This window comes from Streptomyces sp. NPDC048606 (assembly GCF_040650855.1).
Taxonomy (GTDB): domain Bacteria; phylum Actinomycetota; class Actinomycetes; order Streptomycetales; family Streptomycetaceae; genus Streptomyces.
Genome location: NZ_JBEZIB010000042.1, coordinates 25549 through 52326 on the forward strand (window position 1 = coordinate 25549; position 26778 = coordinate 52326).

Below are 26778 nucleotides of genomic sequence, written 5' to 3' on the forward strand. Positions count from 1 at the left end.
GTGAAGCGGTTTCGACCTGCCCTGCGGGCTCCGGTCGCGGGGCGTCGTCCCTAGGCCTGGGCCGGGCCCTTGTCCGCCGGGGCCGCCTTGCGGAGGTCCGCCTTGGCGGGAGCCCGCTCGGCGTCGGGCTCGGCGTCGGGCTTGGCGTCCTCGACCTTCGCGGTCACGGGCGCGGCGCCCGCCGCGGCGACGGCCTTCGCGTCCGCGCCGCCCTTGCCGTCCTTCGGGTCCTTGCCGTCCTGCGCGCCCTTCGCGTCCTTGCCGTCCTTCGCGTCCGCGCCGCCCTTGGCGTCCTTCGCGGAAGCGTCGGCGGTCACGGCGGTCACGGCCGCGTCCTTCGGCTTCGCGCCGTCCTTGCCGGCGCCGTCACCGCGCTCCGGCTCCACGACCGCCTCGCGGCCCGGGCGCAGCTTCGCCGACAGGACGAAGTAGACCACCGCGAGCACGAAGACCACGATCGCGGTCCACACGTTCAGGCGCAGGCCCAGGATGTGGTGGGCCTCGTCCACGCGCATGTACTCGATCCAGCCGCGGCCGGCGCAGTACGCGGCCACGTAGAGGGCGAAGGCCCGCCCGTGACCGAGCTTGAAGCGGCGGTCGGCCCAGATGACGAGCGCGGCGACGCCGAGGCACCACAGCGATTCGTAGAGGAAGGTCGGGTGGTAGGTCCCGGCGACCCGGTTGGGGCCCTCGCTGATCTCCAGCGCCCACGGCAGGTCCGTGGCGCGGCCGTACAGCTCCTGGTTGAACCAGTTGCCCCAGCGTCCGCAGGCCTGGGCGATGGCGATGCCGGGTGCGAGGGCGTCGGCCCAGGCGGGCAGCGGGATGCCGCGCAGCCGGCAGCCGATCCAGGCACCGACCGCGCCGAGCGCGATCGCGCCCCAGATGCCGAGGCCGCCTTCCCAGATCTTGAAGGCGTCGACCCAGTTGCGGCCTTCGCCGAAGTACAGCTGGTAGTCGGTGATCACGTGGTAGAGGCGACCGCCGACAAGGCCGAACGGCACCGCCCACACGGCGATGTCCGCGACCGTGCCCGGCTTTCCGCCGCGCGCGATCCACCGCTTGTTGCCGAGCCAGACGGCGACGAAGACGCCGATGATGATGCAGAACGCGTAGCCGCGGAGCGGGATCGGTCCGAGATGGATCACGCCGGTCGACGGACTGGGGATATAGGCAAGGGTCATGGCAGACCTGACGCTACCCTGCCGGGCGGTACCGACCGCAACCCGCCCGGCAAGCTGAAACCAAAACCACACACGGCGCCGCCGCCGTTCAGCCTCCGGAGACCGCCCGGGACCCGGCCGCGGGGGCGGAGGCCGAGGAGGAAGCGGAACGGCCGGAGGAGGAGCTCTTCGACGTGGCGCCGGAGCCGTTCTTCGACCCGGAGGCGGAGGGCGAGGGCGAGGCCTTGCCCGTCCCGGTGTCCGCGCCGCCGCCGGCGGCCTTGGCCTCGACCTTGGCCTTGAGCTTCTGCGGGGTCAGCGGGTCGGACTGGTCGGCGAAGATGTCCTTGCCGTCGAGGAGGACCGTGGGCGTGCCGCGGAAGTTCCCGGCCTTGAAGGCGTCGTAGGACTTGGCGACCCAGCTGTTGTGGGTGCCGTCCTCCACGCAGGAGCGGAAGGCGGGGGTGTCGAGCCCGTCGACCTTGCCGGCCAGTTCCAGCAGCTTGGCGTTCTTGCCGTAGGCGTCGTCCGTCTCGGTCGGCTGGTTCTCGAAGAGGACGTCGTGGTAGGCGGCGAACTTGCCGGCGTCCTGCGCGCAGGCGGCGGCGTTCGCCGACTTCAGCGAGCCGGTGCCGCCCATGTTCCCGTCGATCAGGGTGACGATGTGGTACTCGGTCGTGAGCAGGCCCTTGGCCTCCAGCTCGTGGATGGTGTCCTTGTAGTTGGTCTCGAAGGACTTGCAGGCCGGGCAGCGGAAGTCCTCCCAGATCGTCAGTCGGGAGGGGGCGCCGGCCTTGCCGGTCTCGATGGCGAGCGCGTCCTTTCCGGTGGCGCCCGAGGGCGCGACCACGGGGCCCGCCTTGGCGTCCTTGGACCCGGAGCCCGCGTTGGCCGCGATCAGGCCGACGACGGCGGCCAGGCCCAGTACGCCGACCACCGCCGCCGAGACGACGAGGGTCCGCCGGCGCTTGTCGCGGGTCTTCTGCCGCTCGCGCTCCTCCTGGAGTCGCTCCCGGGCCGATCGTTTCGTCGCATCGCGGTTCGCACCGTCGTTCTTCTCGCTCACGTTCGGCCAAACGAAGCGGGGAGGCACTCGCGTGCCTCCCCGCCGTCATTTCCACCCGATCGGGCTACAGAACCCCGTCCGGGGCCCGTCCGGAGTCAGGACCTGCGTACGCCTTCCGCAAGCTCGCCCGCCAGGGCGCGCACGGCGGCCAGGCCGGCGGCCAGGTCGGGCGCGTCCAGCAGCAGCTTCACGAAGGCCGAGCCGACGATCACCCCGTCGGCGAATCCGGCGACCTGCTTGGCCTGGACGGCGTTGGAGACGCCGAGGCCGACGCAGACGGGCAGGTCGGTGGTGGCCCGGGTGCGGCGCACCAGGTCCTGGGCCTCGTTGCCGACGGACTCGCGGGTGCCGGTGACGCCCATGAGGGAGGCGGCGTAGACGAAACCGGAACCGGCGGCGGTGATGGTGGCGAGGCGGGCGTCCTGGCTGCTGGGGGCCACGACGAAGACGGTCGCCAGACCGTGCTTCGCCGCGTGCTCGCGCCACAGCGCGGACTCCTGGACGGGCAGGTCGGGCAGGATGCAGCCGGCGCCGCCGGCCGCGGCGAGTTCGGCGGTGAACCGCTCGACGCCGTAGCGGTCGATGGGGTTCCAGTAGGTCATGACCAGGATCGGGACCCCGGTGGCCTCGTAGGCCTCGCGCACGGTGCGCAGGACGTCGGCGATCTTGACGCCGCCGCGCAGGGCGATGTCGTCGGCGGTCTGGATGACGGCGCCGTCCAGGACCGGGTCGCTGTGGGGCAGGCCGATCTCGACGACGTCCGCGCCGCCGGCGATGACGGCCTTGGCGGCCTCGATGGCGCCGTCCACGGTCGGGAAGCCGGCCGGGAGGTAGGCGACCAGGGCGGCGCGGTCCTCGGACTTGGCCTTGGCGAGGGTCGCGCTCAGCAGTTCGACGTTTCCGGTGCTCACTTGGTCTCCCCCTCGGTGCCGTCGTACAGCCCGAAGTAGCGGGCCGCCGTGTCCATGTCCTTGTCGCCGCGGCCCGACAGGTTGACGACGATGAGGCCGTCCTTGCCCAGCTCCCTGCCGAGGTCGAGGGCGCCGGCGAGGGCGTGCGCCGACTCGATGGCCGGGATGATGCCCTCGGTGCGCGACAGCAGGCGCAGGGCCTGCATGGCGGCGTCGTCGGTGACGGCGCGGTACTCTCCGCGGCCGGTGTCCTTGAGGTAGGAGTGCTCGGGGCCGATGCCCGGGTAGTCCAGACCGGCGGAGATCGAGTAGGGCTCGGTGATCTGGCCCTCCTCGTCCTGGAGGACGTAGGAGCGGGAGCCGTGGAGGATGCCGGGCTCCCCGGCGGTCAGCGTGGCGGCGTGCTCGCCGGTCTCCACGCCGTGTCCGGCGGGCTCGAAGCCGACGAGGCGGACCGCGGTGTCGGGGATGAAGGCGTGGAAGAGGCCGATGGCGTTGGAGCCGCCGCCGACGCAGGCCGCGACGGCGTCGGGCAGCCGGCCCGCGCGCTCCAGGATCTGGCGGCGGGCCTCGACGCCGATGACGCGGTGGAAGTCGCGGACCATGGCGGGGAAGGGGTGGGGGCCGGCGACGGTGCCGAAGAGGTAGTGGGTCTCGTCGACGTTGGCGACCCAGTCGCGGAAGGCCTCGTTGATGGCGTCCTTGAGGGTCCGGGAGCCGGACTTCACGGCGATGACCTCGGCGCCGAGCATGCGCATGCGGGCCACGTTGAGGGCCTGGCGCTGGGTGTCGATCTCGCCCATGTAGATGGTGCAGTCGAGGCCGAAGAGGGCGCAGGCGGTGGCGGTGGCGACGCCGTGCTGGCCGGCGCCGGTCTCGGCGATGACGCGGGTCTTGCCCATGCGCTTGGTGAGGAGGGCCTGCCCCAGCACGTTGTTGATCTTGTGCGAGCCGGTGTGGTTGAGGTCCTCGCGCTTGAGGAAGACGCGGGCGCCGCCCGCGTGCTCGGCGAAGCGGGGCACCTCGGTGAGGGCGCTGGGGCGGCCGGTGTAGTTGACCATGAGCTCGTTGAGCTCGGCGGCGAAGGCCGGGTCCCCCTTGGCCTTCTCGTACTCGACGGCGACCTCGTCCACGGCGGCGACGAGCGCCTCGGGGATGAACTTGCCGCCGAAGTCACCGAAGTAGCCCTCGGTGTTGGGGACCTGACCCTCCGGGTCCGGAATGAAGAACGAGCTGGTGGACATGCCACGACTCCTACGGGTGCGGAAATGCGATGCCGACGGGTGGGTGCACCGTATTGCGCCGTCGGTCCGCGGCCCGCGCACCCCGCCGGCGGGCGGGTGGGGGCGTACGGAGGGACCGGCCCGCGGCGCGCGGGCACGGGGGCCCGGGGCGCGGGGCGGTACGAGGCCGCCGGCCGCCCGCGTCGCTGGGGACGCGGGCGGTCACGGACGGTCGTCGTCTACGGCGCGGCGGCGCCACGCCATCGCATGCCGTTGACCTGACCGGGCTCGGAGCCGATCACGTACCGCACCCGCCGTCCGTGGACGCGCCGGGCGGGGGCGCGGCAGCCGCGGGGGCGGCAACCGCGCGCCAGCGGCGCGTGCGCCGTCGGCACGCCGGCCGGGCCGTGGCCCGGTCGGGTGCGGACGGAGGGACGGGGGGTGGGCATCGGCTTCCTCAGCTCCGGCCGTGGCGCAGGGCGGGGTGGGCGCCGGCGGCGACGAGGTCGGCCACGGCCGCCTTCGGGTCGCGTCCGGTGACCAGGGACTCCCCGACGAGGACGGCGTCGGCGCCCTCGTTCGCGTAGGCGATCAGGTCGTGCGGTCCGCGGATGCCGGACTCGGCGACCTTCACGATGTGGGGCGGGATCTCTCCGACGATCCGCTCGAAGGTGGAGCGGTCGACCTTGAGGTCCTTCAGGTTGCGCGCGTTGACGCCGATGATCTTGGCGCCGGCCGCGACGGCCCGCTCGATCTCCTCCTCGTCGTGGACCTCGACGAGCGGGGTGAGACCGATGGACTCGGCCCGCTCGATGAGGGAGACGAGCGCCTCCTGCTCCAGCGCCGCGACGATGAGCAGCGCGAGGTCGGCGCCGTAGGCGCGGGCCTCCCACAGCTGGTACGCCGTGACGATGAAGTCCTTGCGCAGGATCGGGATGTCCACGCGGGCGCGGACGGCCTCCAGGTCGGCCAGCGAGCCACCGAAGCGACGCTGTTCGGTGAGGACGGAGATGACCGCGGCACCGCCTGCCTCGTAATCGGCGGCGAGCCCGGCCGGATCGGCGATGGCGGCCAGCGCGCCCTTGGAGGGGCTGGAGCGCTTGACCTCGCAGATCACCTTGACGCCGTCGCCGCGCAGGGCCGCGACGCCGTCCTTGGCCTGGGGCGCCTTGGCGGCACGCTCCTTGAGCTCGTCGAGGCTGACGCGAGCCTGCCGTTCGGCAAGGTCTTCGCGGACCCCTTCGATGATCTCGTCGAGCACACTCACGCGAGCGGCCCCCTTCCGGGTCGATGACGGTCGGCCGCCTTGCGGACAAGTACCACTGCAAGGTCGACACTCAAATGGTATCCGCAGGTCGCTGCGGCCTCCGCACGGAGCTCTGCGCGTCCCAGGGACTGGACAGTCGGAATATGTCCCTCCCGTAGCTCGCGTATGGACCCCGACCTGGGCTCATGGCGCGAGCGCGGCACCGATCGGGAGGTTGCGCACGACCGTGAAGGCGAGCAGCAGGGCGCCGATCCCCCACCAGGCGACGGGGGGCAGGACGAGCCGGGGCATCGGGCGCGCGCGCAGCGCCCGCAGCAGCCACAGGGACAGGAACGCGGCGAAGACGACGTAGCCGGCGACGGCCGCCGCGTTGGCGCCCAGCGCCGTGATCAGGTCCCCCCGGGCGACGGCGTGGGCGCTGCGCAGTCCGCCGCAGCCGGGGCACAGGATGCCGGTGAGGCGCAGCAGGGGGCAGACGGGGTAGTGGCCGGGTTCGTTGGGGTCGACGGCGCCGACGTAGGCGAACGCGGCGACGGCCCCGGCCAGCGTCAGCGCCGGGGCGGCGAGCCTGCGGGCGAGGGAGGCCGGGGAGGCCGGTACGGGCCCCCGCGGGGCGGGCGGCGGGGCGGGAGCCGGGGGGCCGGGAGGGGTGCGAGGGGCGTCCACCCGCCGATTCTCGCCGGTCATGACAAAAGGCGCAGCCCGACGGGGCCGCGCCTTTCGAACCTCGGGGATCGCGCTCAGACCTTGGCGGTGGCCCGGTTGGCGGCGATGACCTCGGCCAGGTCGCGGTGGGTCGCCTTCGGGGCACCCATGCCCGCGGCACGCATCGCGAGGCCGACGACTCCGCCGATCGCGACGACGACGAGACCCGCCCAGAACCCGAGCGGGTTCGCCAGCACCATGAAGGCGCCGGAGACGCAGAAACCGATGAAGGCGATGATGACACCGGTCCAGGCGGCCGGGGTGTGTCCGTGGCTCGTGCCCGCCATGAGTTGCTCCTCGTTGCTCTGTCGCGCGTGCGGTAGCGCACGCTCGGTCTCATTGTCCCGCACCGGCCCGCGGGATTCGCCGGCGGGTGGTCGCGGCGCGGGTGGAATCCTCAGCGGGTGGGGTCCTCGCCGCGGTCGAGCGCCTTCCACAGGTCCTCGGGCCGGTCCGGGTCCACCGCGGCGGGCCTGCGGGAGCGGGGGCTGCCGTCCCGCTCGTAGCGGCCGCCCATGGCCGGCCAGTCCCGGCCGAAGCGCAGGGCCAGCAGGCCCGCGCACAGGATCAGCAGGGCGCCGGAGGCGGCCACGTACGGCCACACCGTGTGGATCGGCTCCGCCACCCGGGCGGCGGTGTCGGCCGTGGCGGTGGCGGCCCGTTCGTCCAGGGCCCGGTGGTCGTCGGCGCCGGCCAGGGCCGCCAGGGCGGCGCCCAGGCCGCTCAGCGCGAGCAGCGCGGAGACCACCAGCCGGCCGGGGCCCCGTACGGCGAACACCGCGACGAGCGCGGCGAGCCCGACGATGGCCAGGGCCGCCGGGAGGCCGGTGACGGCCTGACCGTCGGCGGACACCGGGAGCGAGCCGCCTCCTACGGCGGCGCTGCCCCGGGCCCAGACCCGGCCGGAGGCCAGCAGGACGACGGTGGCGCCGAGCGCGCCGAGCAGCAGGGCGACGGCCACGCTGCGGCGGCTCCCGCGGGTCTCGGCGGCCTCGGCTTCGTTGGGGGGGTGGGGTGTGGCACTCACGTACCCCACTATCCCCTACGCCCTCAGCCGCGGTGGAGGCGGTTCGCCGCTGCCACGGCGCGGAGCACGGCGGAGGCCTTGTTGCGGCACTCGGCGTCCTCCAGCTCGGGCACCGAGTCGGCGACGACCCCGGCGCCGGCCTGCACGTACGCCGTCCCGTCGCGCAGCAGCGCGGTGCGGATGGCGATGGCGGTGTCGGAGTCCCCGGCGAAGTCGAGGTAGCCGACGCAGCCGCCGTACAGGCCGCGCCGGGAGGGCTCCAGCTCCTCGATGATCTGCATGGCGCGCGGCTTGGGGGCCCCGGAGAGGGTGCCGGCGGGGAAGCAGGCGGTGAGCACGTCGAAGGCGGTGCGCCCCTCGGCGACCCGGCCGGTGACGGTGGAGACGATGTGCATGACGTGCGAGTAGCGCTCGATGCTCATGAAGTCGACGACCTCGACGGAGCCCGGCTCGCAGACCCGACCGAGGTCGTTGCGGCCCAGGTCGACGAGCATGAGGTGCTCGGCCCGCTCCTTGGGGTCGGCCATCAGCTCCTCGGCGAGGTCGTGGTCCTCCTGCGGGGTCGCGCCGCGGTGGCGGGTGCCCGCGATCGGGTGGACCATCGCCCGCCCGTCCTCGACCTTGACCAGGGCCTCGGGGCTGGAGCCGACGACGTCGAAGCCGTTCTCGAAGCGGAAGAGGTACATGTACGGGGACGGGTTGGTGGCCCGCAGGACCCGGTAGACGTCCAGGGCCGAGGCCTCGCAGGGGGTCTCGAACCGCTGCGAGGGCACCACCTGGAAGGCCTCGCCGGCCCGGATGCGTTCCTTGATGTCCTCGACGGCGACGTGGTAGTCCTCGCCGCCCCACCGGGCGGTGAAGGGGGGCAGCTCGGAGTCGGGCAGCGCGGCGGGGACGTAGGGCGCGGGGCGGCCGAGGTCGGCCTCCATCGCGTCGAGCCGGGCCACGGCGTCGGCGTGGGCCTCGTCGACACCGGTGTCGAGGTCGTTGTGGTTGATCGCGTTGGCGATGAGCTGGACGGTGCCGTCCCAGTGGTCGAGGACCGCCAGGTCGGAGGTGAGGAGCATGGTCAGCTCGGGCAGGCGCAGGTCGTCCTCGGCGTGGTCGCCGATGCGCTCCAGGCGGCGGACGATGTCGTAGCCGAGGTAGCCGACCATGCCGCCGGTGAAGGGGGGCATGCCGCCCGCGAGGTCGCGGGGGGTGTGCAGGGCCTCGACGGTGGCGCGCAGGGCTTCGAGGGGGTCGCCGTCCGTGGGGACGCCGACGGGCGGGGTGCCGATCCAGTGGGCGGCGCCGTCCCGGACGGTGAGGGTGGCGGCGCTGCGGACTCCGACGAAGGAGTAGCGGGACCAGGACCGGCCGTTCTCCGCGGATTCCAGGAGGAAGGTGCCGGGGCGCTCGGCGGCCAGCTTCCGGTAGAGCCCGACGGGGGTGTCGCCGTCGGCCAGGAGCTTGCGGCTCACGGGGATGACACGGCGGTCGGCCGCGAGCTTGCGGAACGTATCGAGATCCATGGGGTGGGAACCCTACCTAGTCGGCGGCGCTGATCAGGACATCGGCATCGAAGCAGGTGCGGGCGCCGGTGTGGCAGGCGGCGCCGACCTGGTCGACCTTGACGAGCACGGTGTCGGCGTCGCAGTCGAGGGCGACGGACTTCACGTGCTGGTAGTGGCCGGAGGTGTCCCCCTTGACCCAGTACTCCTGGCGGCTGCGCGACCAGTAGGTGCAGCGGCCGGTGGTCAGGGTGCGGTGCAGGGCTTCGTCGTCCATCCAGCCGAGCATGAGCACCTCACCGGTGTCGTACTGCTGGGCGATGGCCGGAATCAGGCCGTCCGCGGAGCGCTTGAGGCGGGCCGCGACGGCGGGGTCGAGGGAGGACGTACTCATGGGGATCATTGTGCCGCGTGATGGGTGTGTCCACGGAGGGTTGTCCGCCTGATGGGCGGCGGATCGTGGCGGCCGGTCGTACGCTTGCGGCCATGTCTACCCATGCGAAGCGAGAACGCCTGCTGCTGGCGGACCTGTTGGAGGCGGCGGGCCCGGAGGCGCCGACGCTGTGCGAGGGCTGGAGCACGCGGGACCTGGCGGCGCACGTGGTCGTCCGCGAACGCCGGCCGGACGCGGCGGGCGGCCTGCTCCTGAACGTGCTGAAGGCCCGCCTGGACAAGGCGATGCGGGAGTACACGGCCAAGCCGTACGGGGAACTGGTCCGGCTGATCCGCACCGGCCCGCCCTCGATGTCGCTCTACGCGCTGAAGCAGATCGACGAGGCGGCCAACGCGGTGGAGTTCTTCGTGCACGCCGAGGACGTGCGGCGGGCGCAGCCCGACTGGTCCCCGCGCGAGCTGGACCCGGTGTTCTCGGACGCCCTGTGGTCCCGGCTGGAGAAGCTGGCCCGGCTGACGGGGCGACGTTCCCCCGTGGGGCTGGTGCTGCGCCGCCCCGACGGCCGGACGGCGGTGGCGCACAAGGGCGCCCCGGTGGTCACGGTGACCGGGGAGCCCGGTGAGCTGACCCTCTTCTGCTTCGGCCGGCAGGCCGCCGCCGCGGTGGAGCTGGACGGCGACAAGGACTCCATCGCCGCGCTGACGGCGGCCGCGCTCGGGATCTGAGCGGTCCGCGCGCCGGGCCCACCCCGCGCGGGGGTGGGCCCGGGAGAGCGCGGCCGGTGTCAGCGGACGGGGTGGCCGGCCTCGCGCAGGACCGACTTGACCTCGGAGATCCGCAGGTCGCCGAAGTGGAACACCGAGGCGGCCAGCACCGCGTCGGCGCCCGCGTCGATCGCCGGGGCGAAGTGCTCCAGCTTCCCGGCGCCGCCGGAGGCGATCACCGGGACCGTGACGTGCCGGCGCACCGCGGTGATCATCTCGGTGTCGTAGCCGTCCTTGGTGCCGTCGGCGTCCATCGAGTTGAGCAGGATCTCCCCCGCCCCCAGTTCGGCGGCGCGGTGCGCCCACTCGACGGCGTCGATGCCGGTGCCCCGGCGACCGCCGTGGGTGGTCACCTCGAAGGAGCCGGAGGCGGTGCGGCGGGCGTCGACCGACAGGACGAGCACCTGCCGGCCGAAGCGCTCGGCGATCTCCCGGATCAGCTCCGGGCGGGCGATGGCCGCGGTGTTGACGCCCACCTTGTCCGCGCCGGCCCGCAGCAGCTTGTCCACGTCCTCGGCGGTACGGACGCCGCCGCCCACCGTCAGCGGGATGAAGACCTGTTCGGCGGTGCGGCGCACCACGTCGTAGGTGGTCTCGCGATTGCCGGAGGAGGCGGTGATGTCGAGGAAGGTCAGCTCGTCGGCGCCCTCGGCGTCGTAGAGCTTGGCCATCTCCACCGGGTCACCGGCGTCGCGCAGGTTCTGGAAGTTGACGCCCTTGACCACGCGGCCGTTGTCCACGTCCAGGCAGGGGATCACGCGTACGGCGAGGCTCATGCGGACGGCTCCCGGTAGGCCTCGACCTCCACCTCGACGACCATGCTCGGGTCGACGAAGCCGGAGACGATCAGCATGGTCGCGGCGGGGCGGACGGCGTCGAAGAGCAGCTTGTGGGCGCGGCCCGCTTCGTCGACGTCACGGGCGTGCGTCAGGTACATGCGGGTGCGGACCACGTCCTCGGGGCCGAGACCGACCTGGGCGAGGGCCTTGAAGGCCACGCCGAAGGCGGCCACCGTCTGGTCGTACGGGCCGCCCGCGTCGCCGGCGGTGCAGCCGGAGACGAGGACGAGGCCGTTGCCGAGCCGCACGGCCCGGGAGTAGCCGATGACGTCCTCGTAGGGGCCGCCTGAGGAGATGCGACGTACGGAGCTCATGCGGAGCCTGCCTTCGTGACGTTCAGGGCTTCTTCCAGGGTGAAGGCCTTGGCGTACAGGGCCTTGCCGACGATGGCGCCCTCGACGCCCTGCGGGACCAGCTCGGACAGCGCGCGCAGGTCGTCGAGCGAGGAGATGCCGCCGGAGGCGACGACGGGCCGGTCGGTGGCGGCGCAGACGTTGCGCAGCAGCTCCAGGTTGGGGCCGGTCAGCGTGCCGTCCTTGCCGATGTCGGTGACGACGTAGCGGGCGCAGCCCTCGGAGTCCAGGCGGGCCAGGGTCTCGTAGAGGTCGCCGCCCTCGCTGGTCCAGCCGCGGCCTTTGAGGGTCGTGCCGCGCACGTCGAGGCCGATCGCGATCTTGTCGCCGTGTTCGGCGATGGCCTTGGCGGCCCACTCGGGGGTCTCCAGGGCGGCGGTGCCGAGGTTGACGCGGGTGCAGCCGGTGGCGAGGGCGGCGGCCAGCGAGGCGTCGTCGCGGATGCCGCCGGACAGCTCGACCTTGATGTCCATGGCGCGGGTGATCTCGGCGACCAGGGCGCGGTTGTCACCGGTGCCGAAGGCGGCGTCGAGGTCGACGAGGTGCAGCCACTCGGCGCCGGCGCGCTGCCAGGCGAGGGCGGCCTCCAGCGGGGAGCCGTAGGAGGTCTCGCTGCCGGAGACGCCGTGGACGAGGCGTACGGCCTGCCCGTCGCGGACGTCGACCGCGGGGAGGAGCTCAAGGGTGCGTGCGGTCATCACAGGGTCTCGATCCAGTTGGTGAGGAGCTGGGCGCCGGTGTCACCGGACTTCTCCGGGTGGAACTGGGTGGCCCACAGGGCCCCGTTCTCCACGGCGGCGACGAAGCGCTCGCCGTGCGTGGCCCAGGTGACCTTCGGGCCCTTGATCCTGGGGTTGGTGACCTCGAGGCTCCAGTCGTGCGCCGCGTAGGAGTGCACGAAGTAGAAGCGGGCGTCGGCGTCGAGACCGGCGAAGGCCTGGCTGTCGGCGGGCGCCTCGACGGTGTTCCATCCCATGTGGGGGACGACGGGGGCCTTGAGCGGGCCGACGGTGCCGGGCCACTCGTCGAGGCCCTCGGTCTCCACGCCGTGCTCGATGCCGCGCTCGAAGAGGATCTGCATGCCGACGCAGATGCCCATGACGGGCCGGCCGCCGGACAGCCGACGGCCGATGATCCATTCCCCGCGGGCGGCCTTGAGGCCCTCCATGCAGGCGGAGAAGGCGCCGACGCCGGGCACCAGCAGCCCGTCGGCGTCCATGGCCTTGTCGTAGTCGCGGGTGATCTCGACGTTCGCGCCGACGCGGGCGAGGGCGCGCTCGGCGGAGCGGACGTTGCCGAAGCCGTAGTCGAAGACGACGACGTTCTTGGTGGGGCGGGCTGCGCTCATTCCCAGATTCCTTGGATTCGCAGGACTCCGGCGGCGAGACACATCGCGGAGCCGAGGGCGAGCAGGATGATCACCGACTTGGGCATCTTCTGCTTCTGGAAGGAGTAGACGCCCCCGGCCAGGAACAGGCCGAGGACGATCAGGATGGTGTTGAGGCCGTTCACGGCTAGAGGGCGCCCTTCGTGGAGGGCAGGATCCCGGCGGCGCGCGGGTCGAACTCGGCGGCGTAGCGCAGGGCCCGGGCGAGGGCCTTGAACTGGCACTCCACGATGTGGTGGGCGTTGCGGCCGTACGGGACGTGGATGTGCAGGGCGATCTGGGCCTGCGCCACGAAGGACTCGAAGATGTGCCGGGTCATCGTGGTGTCGTACGAGCCGATCATCGGCGCCATGTTCTCGGGCTCGGTGTGCACGAGGTAGGGGCGGCCCGACAGGTCGACGGTGACCTGGGCGAGGGACTCGTCCAGGGGCACGGTGCAGTTGCCGAAGCGGTAGATGCCGACCTTGTCGCCGAGGGCCTGCTTGAAGGCGGCGCCGAGCGCGAGCGCGGTGTCCTCGATGGTGTGGTGGCTGTCGATGTGCAGGTCGCCGTCGGTCTTGACCGTGAGGTCGAAGAGGCCGTGGCGGCCGAGCTGGTCGAGCATGTGGTCGTAGAAGCCCACGCCCGTAGAGACGTCGACCTTGCCGGTGCCGTCGAGGTTTATCTCGACGAGGACCGAGGTCTCCTTCGTGGTCCGTTCGACCCGTCCGATGCGGCTCATGCGTGCTGCTCCTTCTTCAGTGCGCGAACCGCTTCCAGGAACGCGTCGTTCTCTGCGGGGGTTCCGGCGGTGACGCGCAGCCACCCCGGTACGCCGTTGTCCCGGACCAGGACGCCCCGGTCGAGGATCTTCTGCCATGCGGTGTGGGAATCGTCGAACTTCCCGAACTGGATGAAGTTCGCGTCGGAGGCGGTGACCTCGAAGCCGAGGGCGAGCAGCTCGGTGACGAGGCGGTCGCGTTCGGCCTTGAGCTGCTCGACGTAGCCCAGGAGGGTGTCGGTGTGCTCCAGGGCGGCCAGCGCGGTCGCCTGGGTGACGGCGGACAGGTGGTACGGCAGGCGCACCAGCTGGACGGCGTCGACCACGGCGGGGTGCGCGGCGAGGTAGCCCAGGCGCAGGCCGGCCGCGCCGAAGGCCTTGGACATGGTCCGGGAGACCACCAGGTGGGGGCGGCCCTCGATGAGGGGCAGGAGCGAGTCGCGGTGGCTGAACTCCACGTACGCCTCGTCGACGATCACCAGGGAGGGCTTGGCGCGCTGCGCGGCCTCGTAGAGGGCGAGGACCGTCTCGGCCTCGACCGCCGTGCCGGTGGGGTTGTTGGGCGAGGTGATGAAGACGACCTCGGGCGCGTGCTCGGCGATGGCCCGCTCGGCGGCGGCCACGTCGATGGTGAAGTCGTCGCGGCGCGGGCCGGAGATCCAGCCGGTGCCGGTGCCCCGGGCGATCAGCGCGTGCATCGAGTACGAGGGCTCGAAGCCGATCGCGGTGCGGCCGGGGCCGCCGAAGGTCTGGAGCAGCTGCTGGAGGACCTCGTTGGAGCCGTTGGCGGCCCAGACGTTCTCCCGGCCGACGGGGTGCCCGCCGGTGCGGGTGAGGTACTTCGCCAGCTCGGTGCGCAGCTCGACGGCGTCCCGGTCGGGGTAGCGGTTGAGGGTGCGGGCGGCCTCGGCGACGCGTTCGGCGATGCGCCGGACGAGGGGCTCGGGCAGCTCGTAGGGGTTCTCGTTGGTGTTGAGCTGTACGGGTACGTCGAGCTGCGGGGCGCCGTAGGGGCTCTTGCCGCGCAGTTCGTCGCGGATGGGGAGGTCGTCGATGCCGAAGCCGGCGGTCATGCGGTGGGCACCTTCCATCCGAAGCGGGCCTTCAGGGCGGCGCCGTGCGCGGGCAGGTCCTCGGCCTCGGCGAGGGTGACCACGTGGTGGGTGACCTCGGCGAGGGCGTCGCGGGTGTAGTCGACGATGTGGATGCCGCGCAGGAAGGACTGCACGGACAGGCCCGAGGAGTGGCAGGCGCAGCCGCCGGTGGGCAGGACGTGGTTGGAGCCGGCGCAGTAGTCGCCGAGGGAGACGGGGGCCCAGGGGCCGACGAAGATCGCGCCGGCGTTGCGGACGCGGGCGGCCCACGCGGCGGCGTCGGCGGTCTGGATCTCCAGGTGCTCGGCGCCGTACGCGTCGACGACCTTGAGGCCGTCCTCCAGGTCGTCGACGAGCACGATCGCGGACTGCCTGCCGGCGAGGGCGGGCCTGATCCGGTCCTCGACGTGCTTGGTCGCGGCGACCTGCGGCTCCAGCTCCTTCTCGACGGCCGCGGCCAGCTCCTCGGAGTCGGTGACGAGGACGGCGGCGGCCAGCGGGTCGTGCTCGGCCTGGCTGATCAGGTCGGCGGCGACGTGCACCGGGTCGGCGGTGGAGTCGGCGAGGACGGCGATCTCGGTCGGGCCGGCCTCGGTGTCGATGCCGATCCGGCCGGTGAAGTAGCGCTTGGCGGCGGCGACCCAGATGTTGCCGGGGCCGGTCACCATGTTCACCGGCGGGCAGCCGTCGGGGCCCGTGGTGCCGTACGCGAACATCGCGACGGCCACCGCGCCGCCGACCGCGTACACCTCGTCCACGCCCAGCAGCGCGCACGCCGCCAGGATGGTGGGGTGCGGCAGGCCGCCGAACTCCTTCTGCGGCGGGGACGCGAGCGCGATCGACTCGACGCCCGCCTCCTGCGCCGGGACGACGTTCATCACGACGGAGGACGGGTACACGGAGCGGCCGCCGGGGGCGTACAGGCCCACGCGCTCGACGGGGACCCACTTCTCCGTGACGGTGCCGCCGGGGACCACCTGGGTGGTGTGCTCGCCGCGGCGCTGGCCCCGGTGCACGATCCGGGCCCGCCGGATCGACTCCTCCAGGGCGGCGCGGACGGCCGGGTCCAGCTGCTCCAGGGCGGCCGCGATGGCCTCCGCGGGCACCCGGACCCGCGTGAGCTCGACCCCGTCGAACTTCCGCGCGTACTCGATCAGCGCCGCCGTGCCACGATGATGGACGTCCTCGCAGATGGGCCGCACCTTGTCCAGGGCGGCTTCCACGTCGAACTCGGCACGGGGCAGCAGATCGCGCAGGGCGCCACCCTCGGGGAGGGTGTCACCGCGCAGGTCGATACGAGAGATCACCTCCCAATTCTCTCAGACCGCCCACCGCCACCGTCCGCCCGTATCACTGGCTGATACACGTCCCGGATGTCACCGCCGCCCCTTAGCGTTCCCCTACGCGTGAATCGCAGCGGAGGGGGGCCGCCATGACCGATCCGTACGGGGACGGAAGACCGGGGGATCTGACCGATCCGGAGCACCGCCTGTGGCAGGCGTTCCGCACCGGCGGCGTCTGTGACCTCGGCGCGCACGTCGCGGGCCTGGACGACCCGCACGCGGGCCCGCAGTGGGGCCCCGAGCGCACCGTCCGGGCGGAGGTGGTGGCGCTCCTGCTGCTGGCCGGGCCGACGCCCGTACCCGGCCGGGTCGCGTCGCTGAAGCTGCGCGGGGCGCGGATCACGGGGCAGCTGAACCTGTCCGGGGGCACGGTGGAGCCGTACGTGGAGATACGGGCCTGTCGCTTCGACCGCGAGGTGCAGCTGTCCGAGACCCGCTTCAACACGCTGCGGCTGGACGACTGCGCGCTCCCCCGGTTGGACGCGGCCCGGCTGCACACCGAGGGGGACCTGCACCTGGCGCACTGCCGGGTGGCGCGCGGCATCCGGCTGACCGACGCGCAGATCGGCACCGACCTGCTGGTCAGCCATGCCGTGGTGCGGCGCGACAACCGGGGGCGGGCCATCGCGGCGGACGGGCTGTCGGTGGCGCAGGACTTCCAGGCGGACATGTTGGAGACCCACGGGGAGGTCAGTCTGCGCGGGGCGAAGGTCGGCGTGTCGATGAGCCTGCGCGGGGCCCGGCTGCGCAACCCGGACGGCCGGCGCGCCCTGAACGCCCCGACGCTGACCGTCGAGCGGACCCTGTACCTGACCTCGATCGCGTTGGCGCCCTCGACGGGCGATCCGGCCCGCCCGTACGACTGGGGGCGCACCCCGACCCGCGGCGGGCCGGCGCAGGCCTTCGAGTGCCGGGGCGGGCTGCGTCTGGACGACGGGCGTTTCGGTGACTCGGTGGACTTCTACGGGGCCCGCTTCGAGCTGCGGCCGGACCAGGAGGTCTCGCTGCGCCGGATGCAGACGCCCGAGTTCCGTTTCGTCGGGGAGGCGCCGGCGCAGGGCCGGGTGGTGGTCTCGGGGGCGAAGGTCGACAAGCTCGTCGACCGCTCCACGAGCTGGCCGGGCCCGGGCCGGGTGGCGATGGAGGGGTTCGTCTACGAGAACCTCGCGCCCCGGGGCCACTTCCCGCTCGCCCGCCGCCTGGAGTGGGTGGAGGCGGCCACGACCGAGTACTCGCCCGAGCCGTACGAGCGGCTGGCGGCGGTGTTGCGGGCCGGCGGCGAGGACTCCGACGCCCGCGAGGTGCTGCTCGCCAAGCAGCGGCGCCGCCGGGCCGGCCTGGCCCCGGCGGCGAGGGCCTGGGGGTACCTCCAGGACTGGACGGTGGCCTACGGGTACCGGCCGGGGCGGGCGGCGCTGTGGATGGCGGTGTTGTGGGCGGCGGGGGCGGTCCTCTTCCTGGGCCACCGGCCGGCCCCGATCAAGGCGGACGAGCACCCGCACTGGAACGCCGCTCTGTACGCGCTCGATCTGCTGCTGCCGGTGATCGATCTCGGGCAGGAGGGCCAGTGGAAGCCGGAGGGCGGTTGGCAGTGGGGCGCGGCGGCTCTGGTGATCCTGGGGTGGATCCTGGCCACGACGGTGGCGGCCGGGGCGTCGCGGCTGCTGAGGCGGGGGTGACGGCTCGGGCCGTCCGGCCACTACCCTGTGCCTCGTGACCACCGTTCGCCTGCCACTCTTCCCGCTGAACTCGGTGCTGTTCCCGGGCCTCGTGCTTCCGTTGAACGTCTTCGAGGAGCGCTATCGCGCCATGATGCGCGAGTTGCTGAAGTCGGCCGACGACGCACCGCGCCGCTTCGCCGTCGTCGCCATCCGCGACGGGCGGGAGGTCGCCCCGACCGCGCCGGGTCTGCCCGACCAGACGGCCCTGCCCGAGCGGGGCCCGACGGCGGGCTTCGGCGCGGACCCGATCCAGGCGTTCCACCGGGTGGGCTGCGTCGCGGACGCGGCGACGATCCGGGAGCGGGAGGACGGCAGCTTCGAGGTCCTGGCCACCGGGACGACCCGGGTGCGGCTGTTGTCGGTCGACGCCTCGGGGCCCTTCCTCGTGGCGGAGCTGGAGGAGCTGGCGGAGGACCCGGGCGACGGGGCGGGAGCCCTGTCGGAGGGGGTGCTGCGGGCCTTCCGCAGCTACCAGAAGCGGCTGGCGGGGGCCCGGGAGCGGACCCTGAGCGCGCCGCCGGAGCTGCCGGACGAGCCGTCGGTGGTGTCGTACCTGGTGGCGGCGGCGGCCGTGCTGGACATCCCGTCCAAGCAGCGCCTGCTCCAGGCCCCGGACACGGCGACGCGGCTGGCGGAGGAGCTGAAGCTGCTGCGCGCGGAGACCGCGGTGATCCGTCACCTGCCGTCCCTGCCGGCGGTGGACCTGACCCGCAGCCCGACGAGTCCGAACTGACCCGGCCGGACCCGAGCCGCACCCACCCCACCCACCGAACCGGCCGAACCGGCCGAACCGAGCGACGAACGGGCGAGATGGCGAAGAAGAAGCAGCAGACGGCGGGCACGCCGGCGATCGTGGCCCTGACCGCCGCCGGCGTCCCCTTCACCACGCACGCCTACGAGCACGACCCCGCCCACCCCTCGTACGGGGAGGAGGCCGCCGAGGCGCTCGGGGTCTCCCCCGCCCAGGTCTTCAAGACCCTGGTCGCCGAGGTCGACGGGGCGCTGACGGTGGCGGTGGTCCCGGTGTCGGGCTCCCTCGACCTGAAGGCCCTCGCGGTGGCCCTGGGCGGCAAGCGGGCCGTGATGGCCGACCCGGCGGCGGCGGAGCGCACCACGGGCTACGTCCGGGGCGGGATCTCCCCGCTGGGGCAGCGCAAGCGGCTGCGTACGGTCCTGGACGCGTCGGCGGACGCGCACGCGACCATCTGCGTGTCGGCGGGCCGCCGGGGCCTGGAGGTCGAGCTGTCCCCCGCGGACCTGGCCGGCCTCACCTCGGCCACGCTGGCCCCCATCGCCCGCGCCTGACGGGCCGCGCCGGCGGGGCGGCGTCATCGGGACTGCCGGGCTCCGGGGCTCCCGGACTGCCGGACTGCCGGAACTCAGGACGAGGAGGACGGGCGGTCCGCGTGGACGTGCGGCGGCGGGTACACGCCGTAGTGGTCGGCGCCCTTGACGGGTTCGCGCGGCGACCACAGGGCCGTCAGGGCGAGGTGGACGACGACGGCCGCCATCGGCCACACGAGCAGCACCCCGTGGGCGAGGAGCTGGAGCGGGGCGTCGAAGGGGACGCCCTTGCCGGCCTTGGCCGCCGCCGCGAGGAGGTCGCGGTCCGGGCCGAGCCACAGGCCGAGGCGCCAGCCCACCAGCGAGGCGAAGCACGCGCCGAGGGCCAGTCCGATCACCAGCGGCACTCCCCCGCGCCGCCGCCACAGGAAGACGCCGACCCCGCTCAGGACGCCGAAGCCGAGCGCCAGCAGGAAGAACGTGCCGTCGGCGCCGATCCGCGCCTCGCTCTCGGTGTTGCGCAGGAAGACGGCCTCGCCGTTGGAGACGTAGCCGACGCGGGGCGCGAGCCAGGCCCACAGCAGTCCGAGGAACACCCCGGTCACGCCCACCACGAGGGCCACGGCCGCCCCGTCACGGACGTCCGTCGCGGTGATGCCCGCGTCGGAGTCCGGCTCCGGCGGGAGCGGTGGCGCGTCGAAGGGGGACGGGGAGGGGGTCACGGCTTCGGTCACCCCCACATCGTGCCAGGTAACCCGCGGGGAGGCGTCAGCGGACCGCCGCCCGGCGGTACGCCCAGGTGGCGACCGCCAACGACAGGACGCCGACCCCGGCGCACACCCCGAGGTCGACCAGGACGGCCGCCCAGTCGGGGTGCGGGGCGAAGGTCTCCGCGAAGGCCTCCACCCCGTACGTGGACGGCAGCAGGTCCCGGGCCCAGACGACGACCTCGGGCATCCGCTCGGCGGGCAGCACCCCGAGCAGCAGCGCGGCGGACATGCCGAGCTGTCCGGCCAGGGTGGCCAGCTCCTGGCGCGGGGCGAGCAGCCCGAGCGCGGCGCCCAGCCCGGCGAGCGCGGCGCCGGCCAGCGGTACGACGGCGGCCAGGATCCACAGCCCGCCCATGGGCAGCCCGAACAGCACGCAGCCGAAGACGGCCGTGACCAGGGTCCCGGGGAGCGTGAAGGAGGCGTACGCGCCCGCCGCGCCCAGCACCACCGAGGCGGGCGGCACGGGCAGGGTGGCGTAGTGGTCGAGGCCGCCGCCGGCCCGGAGCTGGCCGAAGTACTGCGCGAGCAGGTTCAGGGCGACGAAGGCGACGACGAGGACCGAGGAGCCCGCGACGACGGCGCGGGCCTCGGAGCCGCCGTCCACGACGCCCCGCATGAGGATCATGATGCCGACGGACTGGAAGGTCGCCACGAACAGCAGCGGGATCCGCGCCACCCGGGCGCGGGACAGCTGGGCCCGGTAGACGGCCGCCAGGGCGGGCAGGAGCCGTGCCCTCGGGGCGAGGACACCGACAGCGGTGGTGGTCACGACTTGACCAGACCCTTCATCCGTCCACCCAGCGCGAGGTAGACGTCCTCCAGGCTCGGCGTGGCCAACGTGAAATCGTCGAGGGCGGCGAAGGCCGGCCCTCCGGTGACGGCGGCGACCGCGGCGCGGGCCTCGTCCGGTGTCAGCCGCAGCACCCACTTGCGTCCGGACTCGGCGGCCCGGGGGGCCAGGTCCGCGACCTCGGGCACGTCGAGCGGGGGCCCGGTGCGCCACACCAGCTCCAGGCGGACCTCTCCGGAGACCTTCGCCTTGAGTCCGGAGGGGGTGTCGCAGGCGATGACCTTGCCCTGGTCGACGACGGCGACCCGGTCGAGGACGGTCTCGGCCTCGATGACGTTGTGGGTGACGAGGAGGACGGTGGCCCCGTGCCGCGCGCGGCGCCGGTCCACGGCGTCCCACACGGCCCGGCGGGCCACCGGGTCCATGCCGGTGGTGGGTTCGTCGAGGACCAGGACGGGCCGTTCCCCCACGAGCGCGGCGGCGAAGCAGGCGAGGCGCCGCTGGCCGCCGGACAGCTTCTTCAGGGGACGTGCGGCGATCTCGGTCAGCCCGAGCTCCTCCAGGACCTCGTCCCGCGCGGTCCGCGCCTCGCGGGCGCCGAGCCCGCGCAGCCGGCCGGTGGTCTCGGCGGCCAGGGAGACGGTCAGCTCGTCGAGGGCGGTGGACTCCTGTCCGAGGTAGGCGAGGAGTCGGGCCGCCCGCTCGGGGTGGCGTACGAGGTCGTGCCCGAGCAGGGTCACGGTGCCGGAGTCGGGCCGCAGCAGTCCGGTCAGCTGGCGGACCAGGGTGGACTTGCCGGCGCCGTTGGGGCCGAGCAGGCCGAAGACCTCCCCGCGCCGGACCTCCAGGCAGATCCCGTCGGTGGCGCGGACCTCGGGCAGGGCGGGGGCCCCGCGCCTGCCCCGTACGGCGGGGTACGTCTTGACCAGGTCACGCACCGCGCACACCACGTCGGGGGCCGATCCGGCGCCCTCTGCCGTGGTGTTTCCCGCCTGTGCTGTGCCCGTACTCACGAGGGAGCAGCCTACGCGGCTTCCACCCCTACTCGGCCGCCGGGGTGGCCGGGCCGGCCGGAAGCGTCGTCCCCGGGGCGGCGGGGGCGGCCGGTGGGGCGGGGACGTGGTCGGCGGCGGCGCGGACGTCGATCTCCCGCCAGAACCCGGCGCGGATGGCGTAGCGGTCGTGTTCGTCGATCTGGTCGTCCTTGTGCGCGAGCAGGCCGAAGCGGGCGGCGTAGCGCAGCAGCTCCCCGTCGATGCGGTGCGGGACGCGCGGGTACATGGTGGCCAGCTTCTGGAGGTGGACGGTCTCGGGGAGGCGTTCCATCCAGCGCCGGGCGAACACCTGGCCGACCTCGAACGGGTCACCGCCGACGGTGGTGATGTCCTCCTCGCGGTCGGCCCAGCGCTGTTCGGCGCTGGTGAGCTGGGCGAGGGTGGGCAGGGAGGCCGTCTCGGCGGGTTCGCCGAGGGGGCCGGCGCGGTCGATCCAGCCCTTGTCGGAGGACCAGCGCAGGGCGCTGCCGGCCGGGCTGTTCCCGTTGGCGCCCTGGTGGCCGCCGGGCGCGGCCGGCGCGGCCTGGCCGGGGGCGCGCAGGACGGCGAGGTCCTTGGGGGTGGGGACGGGTTTGGCGGCCTCGGTGGCGGGCGCCGGTACGGGCGCTCCGTTCGGCGGGGTGCGGGGGGTGGTGGGGGCGCCGTTGCGGGCGGCCTCGGCGAGGGCGGCCTCGGGCAGCGGCGCGGAGAGGATCGCGGCGATCTCGGGGCGCGGGGCGGGCGGCGGGGAGCAGAGTCCGGCGAGGTCGCGGGCGCGGACGGCGCGGGTGATCCAGGCGCGGTCCAGGACGCTGCGCTCGTCGGCCTCGGCGACGAGGTCCTCGGACTGGTTGTAGTCCCCGTCGGCGGCCTGGACGGCCCACAGGTGGACGGCGACCCCGTGTTCCTTCGCGGACATCAGGCCGGGGAGCAGGTCGCCGTCGCCGGTGACGAGGACCACGTCGGAGCAGGCCCGGTTGCGGGCCAGTTCGGTCAGCTCGGCGTGCATGGCGGCGTCGACGCCCTTCTGCGCCCAGCGGCCGTCGCTTCGGGTCAGGGCGCCGAGGCGGACGGTGACGCGGGACATGACCCGCAGCCGCCGGTGCTCGGGTTGCGGCACCCGGTCGGGTGCCCCGTCGAACCAGTAGATGCGCAGGAGCGGCTGGGCGGTGTCGGCCTCGGCGCGTTCGCGCAGGCCCTGGATGAGGGCGGCGTGGTCGACGGTGATGCGGGAGCGGGAGGGCTCTCCGGCGAGGAGGCTGGCGGCGGCGCCGAGCAGGTATCCGGCGTCCACCAGGACGACGCAACGGTCCACGCGTTCCACCCTCTTCCCCGGGGGTCCTCATGCTGTTCTTGCGGCGGATGCCCCGAGTCTGCCCGACCGCAAGGGTGTTGACGGCCGGAACTCGATCATCGGCGTGGCGGATCTCGCGCGGGCGGGGTGAAGAGGCCTTCACCCCGGCCGGCAATGATCCAAAATGCGGGCTTTGTGGGGGTGTGTGAGTGTGAAGGCGGCCCTGGTCCCTACACACCCCACGGAGGCATTCCATGGCCAAGAACAAGAACCAGAAGCAGCCCGCGAAGCAGCAGCCGCGCTCCGGGCAGGATACGGGCAAGGGCACTTCGGAGACCGAGTCGATGCCCGCGTCGTCGGCGCCGAGTCCGATGGACATGGCCCACAAGCGCAAGGAAAAGAAGTTCGGCCACAACTGAGGTCCGTCGACGCGGAAGGGCTCGCCCGGCAGTGCCGGGCGAGCCCTCGCGCGTGGGTGGGGCCCCTGGGGGCCGAAGGTCTAGCCGGCCAGGCAGGACGGACCGAGCAGCACCTTGAGGTCGCCGAAGAGGGCGGGGTCGGGCTGGACCCGGTGGCGGTCGAGGCGCAGCACGGTGGTGGTGCGCGGGCCCTGGAGCTTGATGCGGACCTCGGTGTTGCCCTTGTGGTGGCGCAGGATCTCGCCCAGTCGGGTCACCATGGGCGGGGTGACCTTGACCGTGGGGATGGTGAGGACGACGGGGGCGTTGGTGCCGGCCGAGGAGAGGTCGGGGACCATCATCTCCATCGCGACCAGGCGGGGCACGTCCTCGCGCTTGTCCAGGCGGCCCTTGACGAAGACGACCGTGTCCTCGACCAGCTGGGTGGAGACGAGCTGGTAGGTCGCGGGGAAGAACATGCACTCGATGGAGCCGGCCAGGTCCTCGACGGTGGCGATGGCCCAGGCGTTGCCCTGCTTGGTCATCTTGCGCTGGAGGCCGGAGATGATGCCGCCGATGGTGACGACGGCGCCGTCGGAGTGCTCGCCGCCCGTCAGCTGGGAGATGCCGGCGTCGGTCTTGTCGGACAGCACGTGTTCGAGGCCGAACAGCGGGTGGTCGGAGACGTAGAGGCCGAGCATCTCGCGCTCCTGGGCGAGCAGGTAGGACTTCTCCCACTCGACGTCGGAGAACTCCACGTCGAGTCCGAAGCCGGGCTCGTCGCCGGCCGTCTCGTCACCCATTCCGCCGAAGAGGTCGAACTGTCCCTCGGCCTCCTTGCGCTTGACGGCGACCACGTTGTCGATCATCGATTCGTGGTGGGCGACCAGGCCCTTGCGGGTGTGTCCCATCTCGTCGTAGGCGCCGGCCTTGATCAGCGACTCGACGGTGCGCTTGTTGCAGACGACGGCCTCGACCTTGTCGAGGAAGTCGGGGAAGGAGGAGTACTTCCCCTTGGCCTTCCTGGTCTTGATGATCGACTCGACGACGTTCTGACCGACGTTGCGCACGGCGGTGAGGCCGAAGAGGATCACGTCGTCGCCCTGGGCGGCGAAGTTGGACTCCGACTCGTTCACGTTCGGCGGGAGCACCTTGATGCCCATGCGGCGGCACTCGTTCAGGTAGATCGCGGACTTGTCCTTGTCGTCCTTGACCGAGGTGAGGAGGCCGGCCATGTACTCGGCGGGGTAGTTCGCCTTGAGGTAGGCCGTCCAGTAGGAGACCAGGCCGTACGCGGCCGAGTGGGCCTTGTTGAACGCGTAGCCGGCGAAGGGCACCAGGACGTCCCAGAGCGCCTGGATGGCCTGGTCGGTGTAGCCGTTCTTGCGGGCGCCCGCCTGGAAGATGGTGAAGTTCTTCGCCAGCTCCTCGGGCTTCTTCTTGCCCATCACGCGGCGCAGGATGTCGGCCTCGCCCAGCGAGTACCCGGCGATGATCTGGGCGGCCTTCTGCACCTGCTCCTGGTAGACGATCAGGCCGTAGGTGACCGCGAGCACCTCTTCGAGGGGCTTCTCCAGGTCGGGGTGGATCGGGGTGATGTCCTGCTGCTTGTTCTTGCGCAGGGCGTAGTTCGTGTGCGAGTTCATGCCCATCGGGCCCGGCCGGTAGAGGGCCGAGACGGCGGAGATGTCCTCGAAGTTGTCGGGCTTCATCAGGCGCAGCAGGGAGCGCATGGGGCCGCCGTCGAACTGGAAGACGCCGAGGGTGTCGCCGCGGCCGAGCAGTTCGAAGGTCTTGGGGTCGTCGAGCGGCAGGGCCAGGAGGTCGATGTCGATCCCCTTGTTGGCCTTCACCATCTTGACGGCGTCGTCCATGATCGTGAGGTTGCGCAGGCCGAGGAAGTCCATCTTCAGCAGGCCGAGCGACTCGCAGCTCGGGTAGTCCCACTGGGTGATGGTCACCTGGTCGGAGTGGCGCACCCAGACGGGCACGTGGTCGGTGATCGTCTCGCTGGACATGATCACGCCGGCGGCGTGCACGCCCATCTGGCGGACCAGGCCCTCCACGCCGCGGGCGGTGTCGATGACCTTCTTCACGTCCGGCTCGTTCTCGTACATCCCGCGGATCTCGCCGGCCTCGCCGTAGCGGGGGTGCGCGGGGTCGAGGATGCCGGAGAGCGGGATGCCCTTGCCGAGGACGTCGGCGGGCATGGCCTTGGTGAGGCGGTCGCCCATGGCGTACGGGTAGCCGAGGACGCGCGCGGAGTCCTTGATCGCGTTCTTGGCCTTGATGGTGCCGTAGGTGCCGATCATGGCGACCTTGTCGGCGCCGTACTTCTCGGTCACGTACCGGATCACCTCGACGCGCCGACGCTCGTCGAAGTCGATGTCGACGTCGGGCATGGAGACGCGCTCGGGGTTGAGGAAGCGCTCGAAGATCAGGCCGTGGGTGAGCGGGTCGAGGTCGGTGATGCCCATGGCGTAGGCGACGATCGAGCCGGCCGCGGAGCCTCGGCCGGGGCCGACCGCGATGCCCTGGTTCTTGGCCCACATGATGAAGTCGGCGACCACGAGGAAGTAGCCGGGGAAGCCCATCGAGATGATGGTGTCCATCTCGTACTCGGCCTGCTTCATCCGGTCGTCCGGAATGCCTCCGGGGTAGCGGCGGTGCATGCCGCGCATGGTCTCCTCGCGGAACCACGTCACCTCGGTGTAGCCGTCCGGGATGTCGAACTTCGGCATCAGGTTCCGGAACTTGAACATGCCCTCGGTGTCGATCTGGTCCGCGACCAGCTTCGTGTTGGCGCAGCCCTCCTGCCAGGCGTCCGAGGAGTCGATCGCGTACATCTCGTCGGTCGACTTCAGGTAGTAGCCGGAGCCGTCGAAGCGGAAGCGGTCGGGGTCCGAGAGGTTCTTGCCGGTCTGGATGCACAGCAGGGCGTCGTGGGCGCCGGCCTCGCTGGCGTACGTGTAGTGGGAGTCGTTCGTGACCAGCGGCGGGATGCCGAGCTTCTTGCCGATCTCCAGCAGGCCGTCGCGGACCCGGCGCTCGATCTCGATGCCGTGGTCCATCAGCTCCAGGAAGTAGCGGTCCTTGCCGAAGATGTCCTGGTATTCGGAGGCGGACTTCAGGGCCTCGTCGAACTGTCCCAGGCGCAGTCGGGTCTGGAGCTCGCCGGAGGGGCAGCCGGTGGAGGCGATCAGCCCCTCGGACCACTGGCTGATCGTCTCCTTGTCCATGCGGGGCCACTTCGTGAGCCAGCCCTCCGCGTAGGCGTCGGAGGACAGCCGGAAGAGGTTGTGCAGGCCGGTGGCGTTCGCCGCCCAGATCGTCTTGTGGGTGTAGCCGCCGGAGCCGGACACGTCGTCGCGCTTCTGGTGGGGCTGGCCCCACTGGATGCGGCGCTTGTTGCGGCGGGACTCGGGGGCGACGTACGCCTCGATGCCGATGATCGGGGTGATCCCGGCCTTCTGGGCGGAATGGAAGAAGTCGTACGCCCCGTGCAGGTTGCCGTGGTCGGACATCGCGATGTGCGTCATGCCCATCTCGTTGCACGCGTTGAACATGTCCTTCAGCCGCGCGGCACCGTCCAGCAGCGAGTACTGGGTGTGGACGTGCAGGTGCGTGAACGGCGTCTTGGTCACGACGGCAGACCTCCGGGGGGAGAGAGGGGGGCAGCCTCGAAGTCTACGTCGGCG

At 72.6% G+C, this 26778-nt stretch carries 29 protein-coding genes; 5 read left to right on the forward strand and 24 right to left on the reverse strand.

Features of this window, described 5'->3' with window-relative positions; translation table 11 throughout:
- Positions 1–50: 50 nt before the first annotated feature.
- From lgt to hisI, 11 genes are all read right to left on the reverse strand, one after another.
- Positions 51–1184, reverse strand: coding sequence for a prolipoprotein diacylglyceryl transferase (gene lgt, locus AB0D01_RS33675; protein ID WP_363062054.1), 1134 nt, complete (start codon positions 1182–1184; stop codon positions 51–53).
- A gap of 88 nt (positions 1185–1272) precedes the next feature.
- Complete coding sequence (locus AB0D01_RS33680; RefSeq protein WP_363062056.1) at positions 1273–2229, reverse strand: thioredoxin domain-containing protein; 957 nt, start codon at positions 2227–2229, stop codon at positions 1273–1275.
- A 95-nt stretch (positions 2230–2324) separates the two neighbouring features.
- Complete coding sequence (gene trpA, locus AB0D01_RS33685) at positions 2325–3140, reverse strand: tryptophan synthase subunit alpha (protein WP_363062058.1); 816 nt, start codon at positions 3138–3140, stop codon at positions 2325–2327.
- Entirely contained in the window at positions 3137–4384 is a 1248-nt protein-coding gene (gene trpB / locus AB0D01_RS33690; RefSeq protein WP_363062060.1) for a tryptophan synthase subunit beta, read from the reverse strand. Before trpB ends, trpA begins: the two co-directional genes overlap by 4 nt.
- 218 nt (positions 4385–4602) lie before the next feature.
- The gene (locus AB0D01_RS33695; RefSeq protein WP_363062062.1) at positions 4603–4812 is read right to left on the reverse strand and encodes a tryptophan synthase subunit(beta); all 210 of its coding nucleotides are present in this window, start codon (positions 4810–4812) and stop codon (positions 4603–4605) included.
- A gap of 8 nt (positions 4813–4820) precedes the next feature.
- Entirely contained in the window at positions 4821–5630 is an 810-nt protein-coding gene (trpC, locus tag AB0D01_RS33700; protein ID WP_363062064.1) for an indole-3-glycerol phosphate synthase TrpC, read from the reverse strand.
- 183 nt (positions 5631–5813) lie between these two features.
- Entirely contained in the window at positions 5814–6296 is a 483-nt protein-coding gene (locus AB0D01_RS33705; RefSeq protein ID WP_363062066.1) for a DUF2752 domain-containing protein, read from the reverse strand.
- A gap of 74 nt (positions 6297–6370) precedes the next feature.
- Entirely contained in the window at positions 6371–6622 is a 252-nt protein-coding gene (locus tag AB0D01_RS33710; protein ID WP_363062068.1) for an HGxxPAAW family protein, read from the reverse strand.
- A gap of 110 nt (positions 6623–6732) precedes the next feature.
- Positions 6733–7371: a TIGR02234 family membrane protein gene (locus AB0D01_RS33715; RefSeq protein WP_363062070.1), complete on the reverse strand. Its 639-nt coding sequence runs from the start codon at positions 7369–7371 to the stop codon at positions 6733–6735.
- A 14-nt stretch (positions 7372–7385) separates the two neighbouring features.
- A complete protein-coding gene (locus AB0D01_RS33720) occupies positions 7386–8876 on the reverse strand; it encodes an anthranilate synthase component I (RefSeq protein WP_363062072.1) in 1491 nt (496 codons plus the stop codon).
- A gap of 16 nt (positions 8877–8892) precedes the next feature.
- A complete protein-coding gene (gene hisI / locus AB0D01_RS33725; RefSeq protein ID WP_363062073.1) occupies positions 8893–9258 on the reverse strand; it encodes a phosphoribosyl-AMP cyclohydrolase in 366 nt (121 codons plus the stop codon).
- Positions 9259–9341: 83 nt separating this feature from the next.
- Between hisI and AB0D01_RS33730 the strand changes: the two genes are divergently transcribed.
- Positions 9342–9974, forward strand: coding sequence for a TIGR03085 family metal-binding protein (locus AB0D01_RS33730; RefSeq protein ID WP_363062075.1), 633 nt, complete (start codon positions 9342–9344; stop codon positions 9972–9974).
- A gap of 59 nt (positions 9975–10033) precedes the next feature.
- On the opposite strand, the gene hisF is transcribed toward AB0D01_RS33730, so the two are convergent.
- Genes hisF through hisD form a run of 8 tightly spaced genes read right to left on the reverse strand, consistent with a single transcriptional unit; the run spans position 10034 to position 15753 of the window.
- Positions 10034–10789 carry an imidazole glycerol phosphate synthase subunit HisF gene (hisF, locus tag AB0D01_RS33735; protein ID WP_363062077.1) on the reverse strand — a complete coding sequence of 252 codons (756 nt, stop codon included), beginning with the start codon at positions 10787–10789 and terminating at the stop codon, positions 10034–10036.
- Positions 10786–11166 carry a RidA family protein gene (locus AB0D01_RS33740; protein ID WP_363062079.1) on the reverse strand — a complete coding sequence of 127 codons (381 nt, stop codon included), beginning with the start codon at positions 11164–11166 and terminating at the stop codon, positions 10786–10788. Before AB0D01_RS33740 ends, hisF begins: the two co-directional genes overlap by 4 nt.
- A complete protein-coding gene (gene priA / locus AB0D01_RS33745; RefSeq protein ID WP_363062081.1) occupies positions 11163–11903 on the reverse strand; it encodes a bifunctional 1-(5-phosphoribosyl)-5-((5-phosphoribosylamino)methylideneamino)imidazole-4-carboxamide isomerase/phosphoribosylanthranilate isomerase PriA in 741 nt (246 codons plus the stop codon). The genes AB0D01_RS33740 and priA overlap by 4 nt, the downstream gene beginning before the upstream one ends.
- Positions 11903–12553, reverse strand: coding sequence for an imidazole glycerol phosphate synthase subunit HisH (hisH, locus tag AB0D01_RS33750; protein WP_363062083.1), 651 nt, complete (start codon positions 12551–12553; stop codon positions 11903–11905). The genes priA and hisH overlap by 1 nt, the downstream gene beginning before the upstream one ends.
- On the reverse strand, positions 12550–12717 hold the full coding sequence (locus AB0D01_RS33755) for a hypothetical protein (protein ID WP_363062085.1): 168 nt from the start codon (positions 12715–12717) through the stop codon (positions 12550–12552). Before AB0D01_RS33755 ends, hisH begins: the two co-directional genes overlap by 4 nt.
- 2 nt (positions 12718–12719) lie before the next feature.
- Positions 12720–13313: an imidazoleglycerol-phosphate dehydratase HisB gene (gene hisB, locus AB0D01_RS33760; RefSeq protein ID WP_266577736.1), complete on the reverse strand. Its 594-nt coding sequence runs from the start codon at positions 13311–13313 to the stop codon at positions 12720–12722.
- A complete protein-coding gene (locus AB0D01_RS33765) occupies positions 13310–14425 on the reverse strand; it encodes a histidinol-phosphate transaminase (protein ID WP_363062087.1) in 1116 nt (371 codons plus the stop codon). The genes hisB and AB0D01_RS33765 overlap by 4 nt, the downstream gene beginning before the upstream one ends.
- Positions 14422–15753: a histidinol dehydrogenase gene (hisD, locus tag AB0D01_RS33770; protein ID WP_363062089.1), complete on the reverse strand. Its 1332-nt coding sequence runs from the start codon at positions 15751–15753 to the stop codon at positions 14422–14424. The genes AB0D01_RS33765 and hisD overlap by 4 nt, the downstream gene beginning before the upstream one ends.
- A 125-nt stretch (positions 15754–15878) precedes the next feature.
- On the opposite strand from hisD, the gene AB0D01_RS33775 reads away from it, so the two are divergent.
- The 3 genes from AB0D01_RS33775 to ybaK all read left to right on the forward strand — a co-directional run bounded on the left by AB0D01_RS33775 (position 15879) and on the right by ybaK (position 18815).
- Complete coding sequence (locus AB0D01_RS33775; RefSeq protein ID WP_363062091.1) at positions 15879–17468, forward strand: oxidoreductase; 1590 nt, start codon at positions 15879–15881, stop codon at positions 17466–17468.
- Positions 17469–17502: 34 nt separating this feature from the next.
- The gene (locus AB0D01_RS33780; protein ID WP_363062093.1) at positions 17503–18243 is read left to right on the forward strand and encodes an LON peptidase substrate-binding domain-containing protein; all 741 of its coding nucleotides are present in this window, start codon (positions 17503–17505) and stop codon (positions 18241–18243) included.
- Between the two features lie 77 nt (positions 18244–18320).
- Entirely contained in the window at positions 18321–18815 is a 495-nt protein-coding gene (gene ybaK / locus AB0D01_RS33785) for a Cys-tRNA(Pro) deacylase (RefSeq protein ID WP_363062095.1), read from the forward strand.
- A 74-nt stretch (positions 18816–18889) separates the two neighbouring features.
- On the opposite strand, the gene AB0D01_RS33790 is transcribed toward ybaK, so the two are convergent.
- The 4 genes from AB0D01_RS33790 to AB0D01_RS33805 all read right to left on the reverse strand — a co-directional run bounded on the left by AB0D01_RS33790 (position 18890) and on the right by AB0D01_RS33805 (position 22712).
- On the reverse strand, positions 18890–19528 hold the full coding sequence (locus tag AB0D01_RS33790; RefSeq protein WP_363062097.1) for a hypothetical protein: 639 nt from the start codon (positions 19526–19528) through the stop codon (positions 18890–18892).
- A gap of 34 nt (positions 19529–19562) precedes the next feature.
- The gene (locus AB0D01_RS33795; RefSeq protein ID WP_363062099.1) at positions 19563–20333 is read right to left on the reverse strand and encodes an ABC transporter permease; all 771 of its coding nucleotides are present in this window, start codon (positions 20331–20333) and stop codon (positions 19563–19565) included.
- A complete protein-coding gene (locus tag AB0D01_RS33800; protein WP_363062134.1) occupies positions 20330–21301 on the reverse strand; it encodes an ABC transporter ATP-binding protein in 972 nt (323 codons plus the stop codon). The genes AB0D01_RS33795 and AB0D01_RS33800 overlap by 4 nt, the downstream gene beginning before the upstream one ends.
- A 94-nt stretch (positions 21302–21395) precedes the next feature.
- Positions 21396–22712, reverse strand: a complete 1317-nt coding sequence (locus AB0D01_RS33805; protein WP_363062101.1) for an NYN domain-containing protein — start codon at positions 22710–22712, stop codon at positions 21396–21398.
- Between the two features lie 224 nt (positions 22713–22936).
- On the opposite strand from AB0D01_RS33805, the gene AB0D01_RS33810 reads away from it, so the two are divergent.
- A complete protein-coding gene (locus tag AB0D01_RS33810) occupies positions 22937–23101 on the forward strand; it encodes a hypothetical protein (RefSeq protein WP_363062103.1) in 165 nt (54 codons plus the stop codon).
- An 80-nt stretch (positions 23102–23181) separates the two neighbouring features.
- Here AB0D01_RS33810 and dnaE read toward each other — a convergent pair whose 3' ends face one another.
- Positions 23182–26724: a DNA polymerase III subunit alpha gene (gene dnaE / locus AB0D01_RS33815; RefSeq protein ID WP_363062105.1), complete on the reverse strand. Its 3543-nt coding sequence runs from the start codon at positions 26722–26724 to the stop codon at positions 23182–23184.
- Positions 26725–26778 lie beyond the last annotated feature (54 nt).

Coding starts and splice junctions, on each gene's coding strand:
- AB0D01_RS33765 (WP_363062087.1), bottom strand. CDS start 14,425: ATGACCGCCGGCTTCGGCATCGACGACCTCCCCATCCGCGACGAACTG.
- AB0D01_RS33810 (WP_363062103.1), top strand. CDS start 22,937: ATGGCCAAGAACAAGAACCAGAAGCAGCCCGCGAAGCAGCAGCCGCGC.
- AB0D01_RS33775 (WP_363062091.1), top strand. CDS start 15,879: ATGACCGATCCGTACGGGGACGGAAGACCGGGGGATCTGACCGATCCG.
- AB0D01_RS33720 (WP_363062072.1), bottom strand. CDS start 8,876: ATGGATCTCGATACGTTCCGCAAGCTCGCGGCCGACCGCCGTGTCATC.
- trpB (WP_363062060.1), bottom strand. CDS start 4,384: ATGTCCACCAGCTCGTTCTTCATTCCGGACCCGGAGGGTCAGGTCCCC.
- AB0D01_RS33695 (WP_363062062.1), bottom strand. CDS start 4,812: ATGCCCACCCCCCGTCCCTCCGTCCGCACCCGACCGGGCCACGGCCCG.
- priA (WP_363062081.1), bottom strand. CDS start 11,903: ATGACCGCACGCACCCTTGAGCTCCTCCCCGCGGTCGACGTCCGCGAC.
- AB0D01_RS33730 (WP_363062075.1), top strand. CDS start 9,342: ATGTCTACCCATGCGAAGCGAGAACGCCTGCTGCTGGCGGACCTGTTG.
- lgt (WP_363062054.1), bottom strand. CDS start 1,184: ATGACCCTTGCCTATATCCCCAGTCCGTCGACCGGCGTGATCCATCTC.
- hisH (WP_363062083.1), bottom strand. CDS start 12,553: ATGAGCGCAGCCCGCCCCACCAAGAACGTCGTCGTCTTCGACTACGGC.
- hisI (WP_363062073.1), bottom strand. CDS start 9,258: ATGATCCCCATGAGTACGTCCTCCCTCGACCCCGCCGTCGCGGCCCGC.
- ybaK (WP_363062095.1), top strand. CDS start 18,321: ATGGCGAAGAAGAAGCAGCAGACGGCGGGCACGCCGGCGATCGTGGCC.
- hisB (WP_266577736.1), bottom strand. CDS start 13,313: ATGAGCCGCATCGGACGGGTCGAACGGACCACGAAGGAGACCTCGGTC.
- AB0D01_RS33710 (WP_363062068.1), bottom strand. CDS start 6,622: ATGGCGGGCACGAGCCACGGACACACCCCGGCCGCCTGGACCGGTGTC.
- hisF (WP_363062077.1), bottom strand. CDS start 10,789: ATGAGCCTCGCCGTACGCGTGATCCCCTGCCTGGACGTGGACAACGGC.
- AB0D01_RS33740 (WP_363062079.1), bottom strand. CDS start 11,166: ATGAGCTCCGTACGTCGCATCTCCTCAGGCGGCCCCTACGAGGACGTC.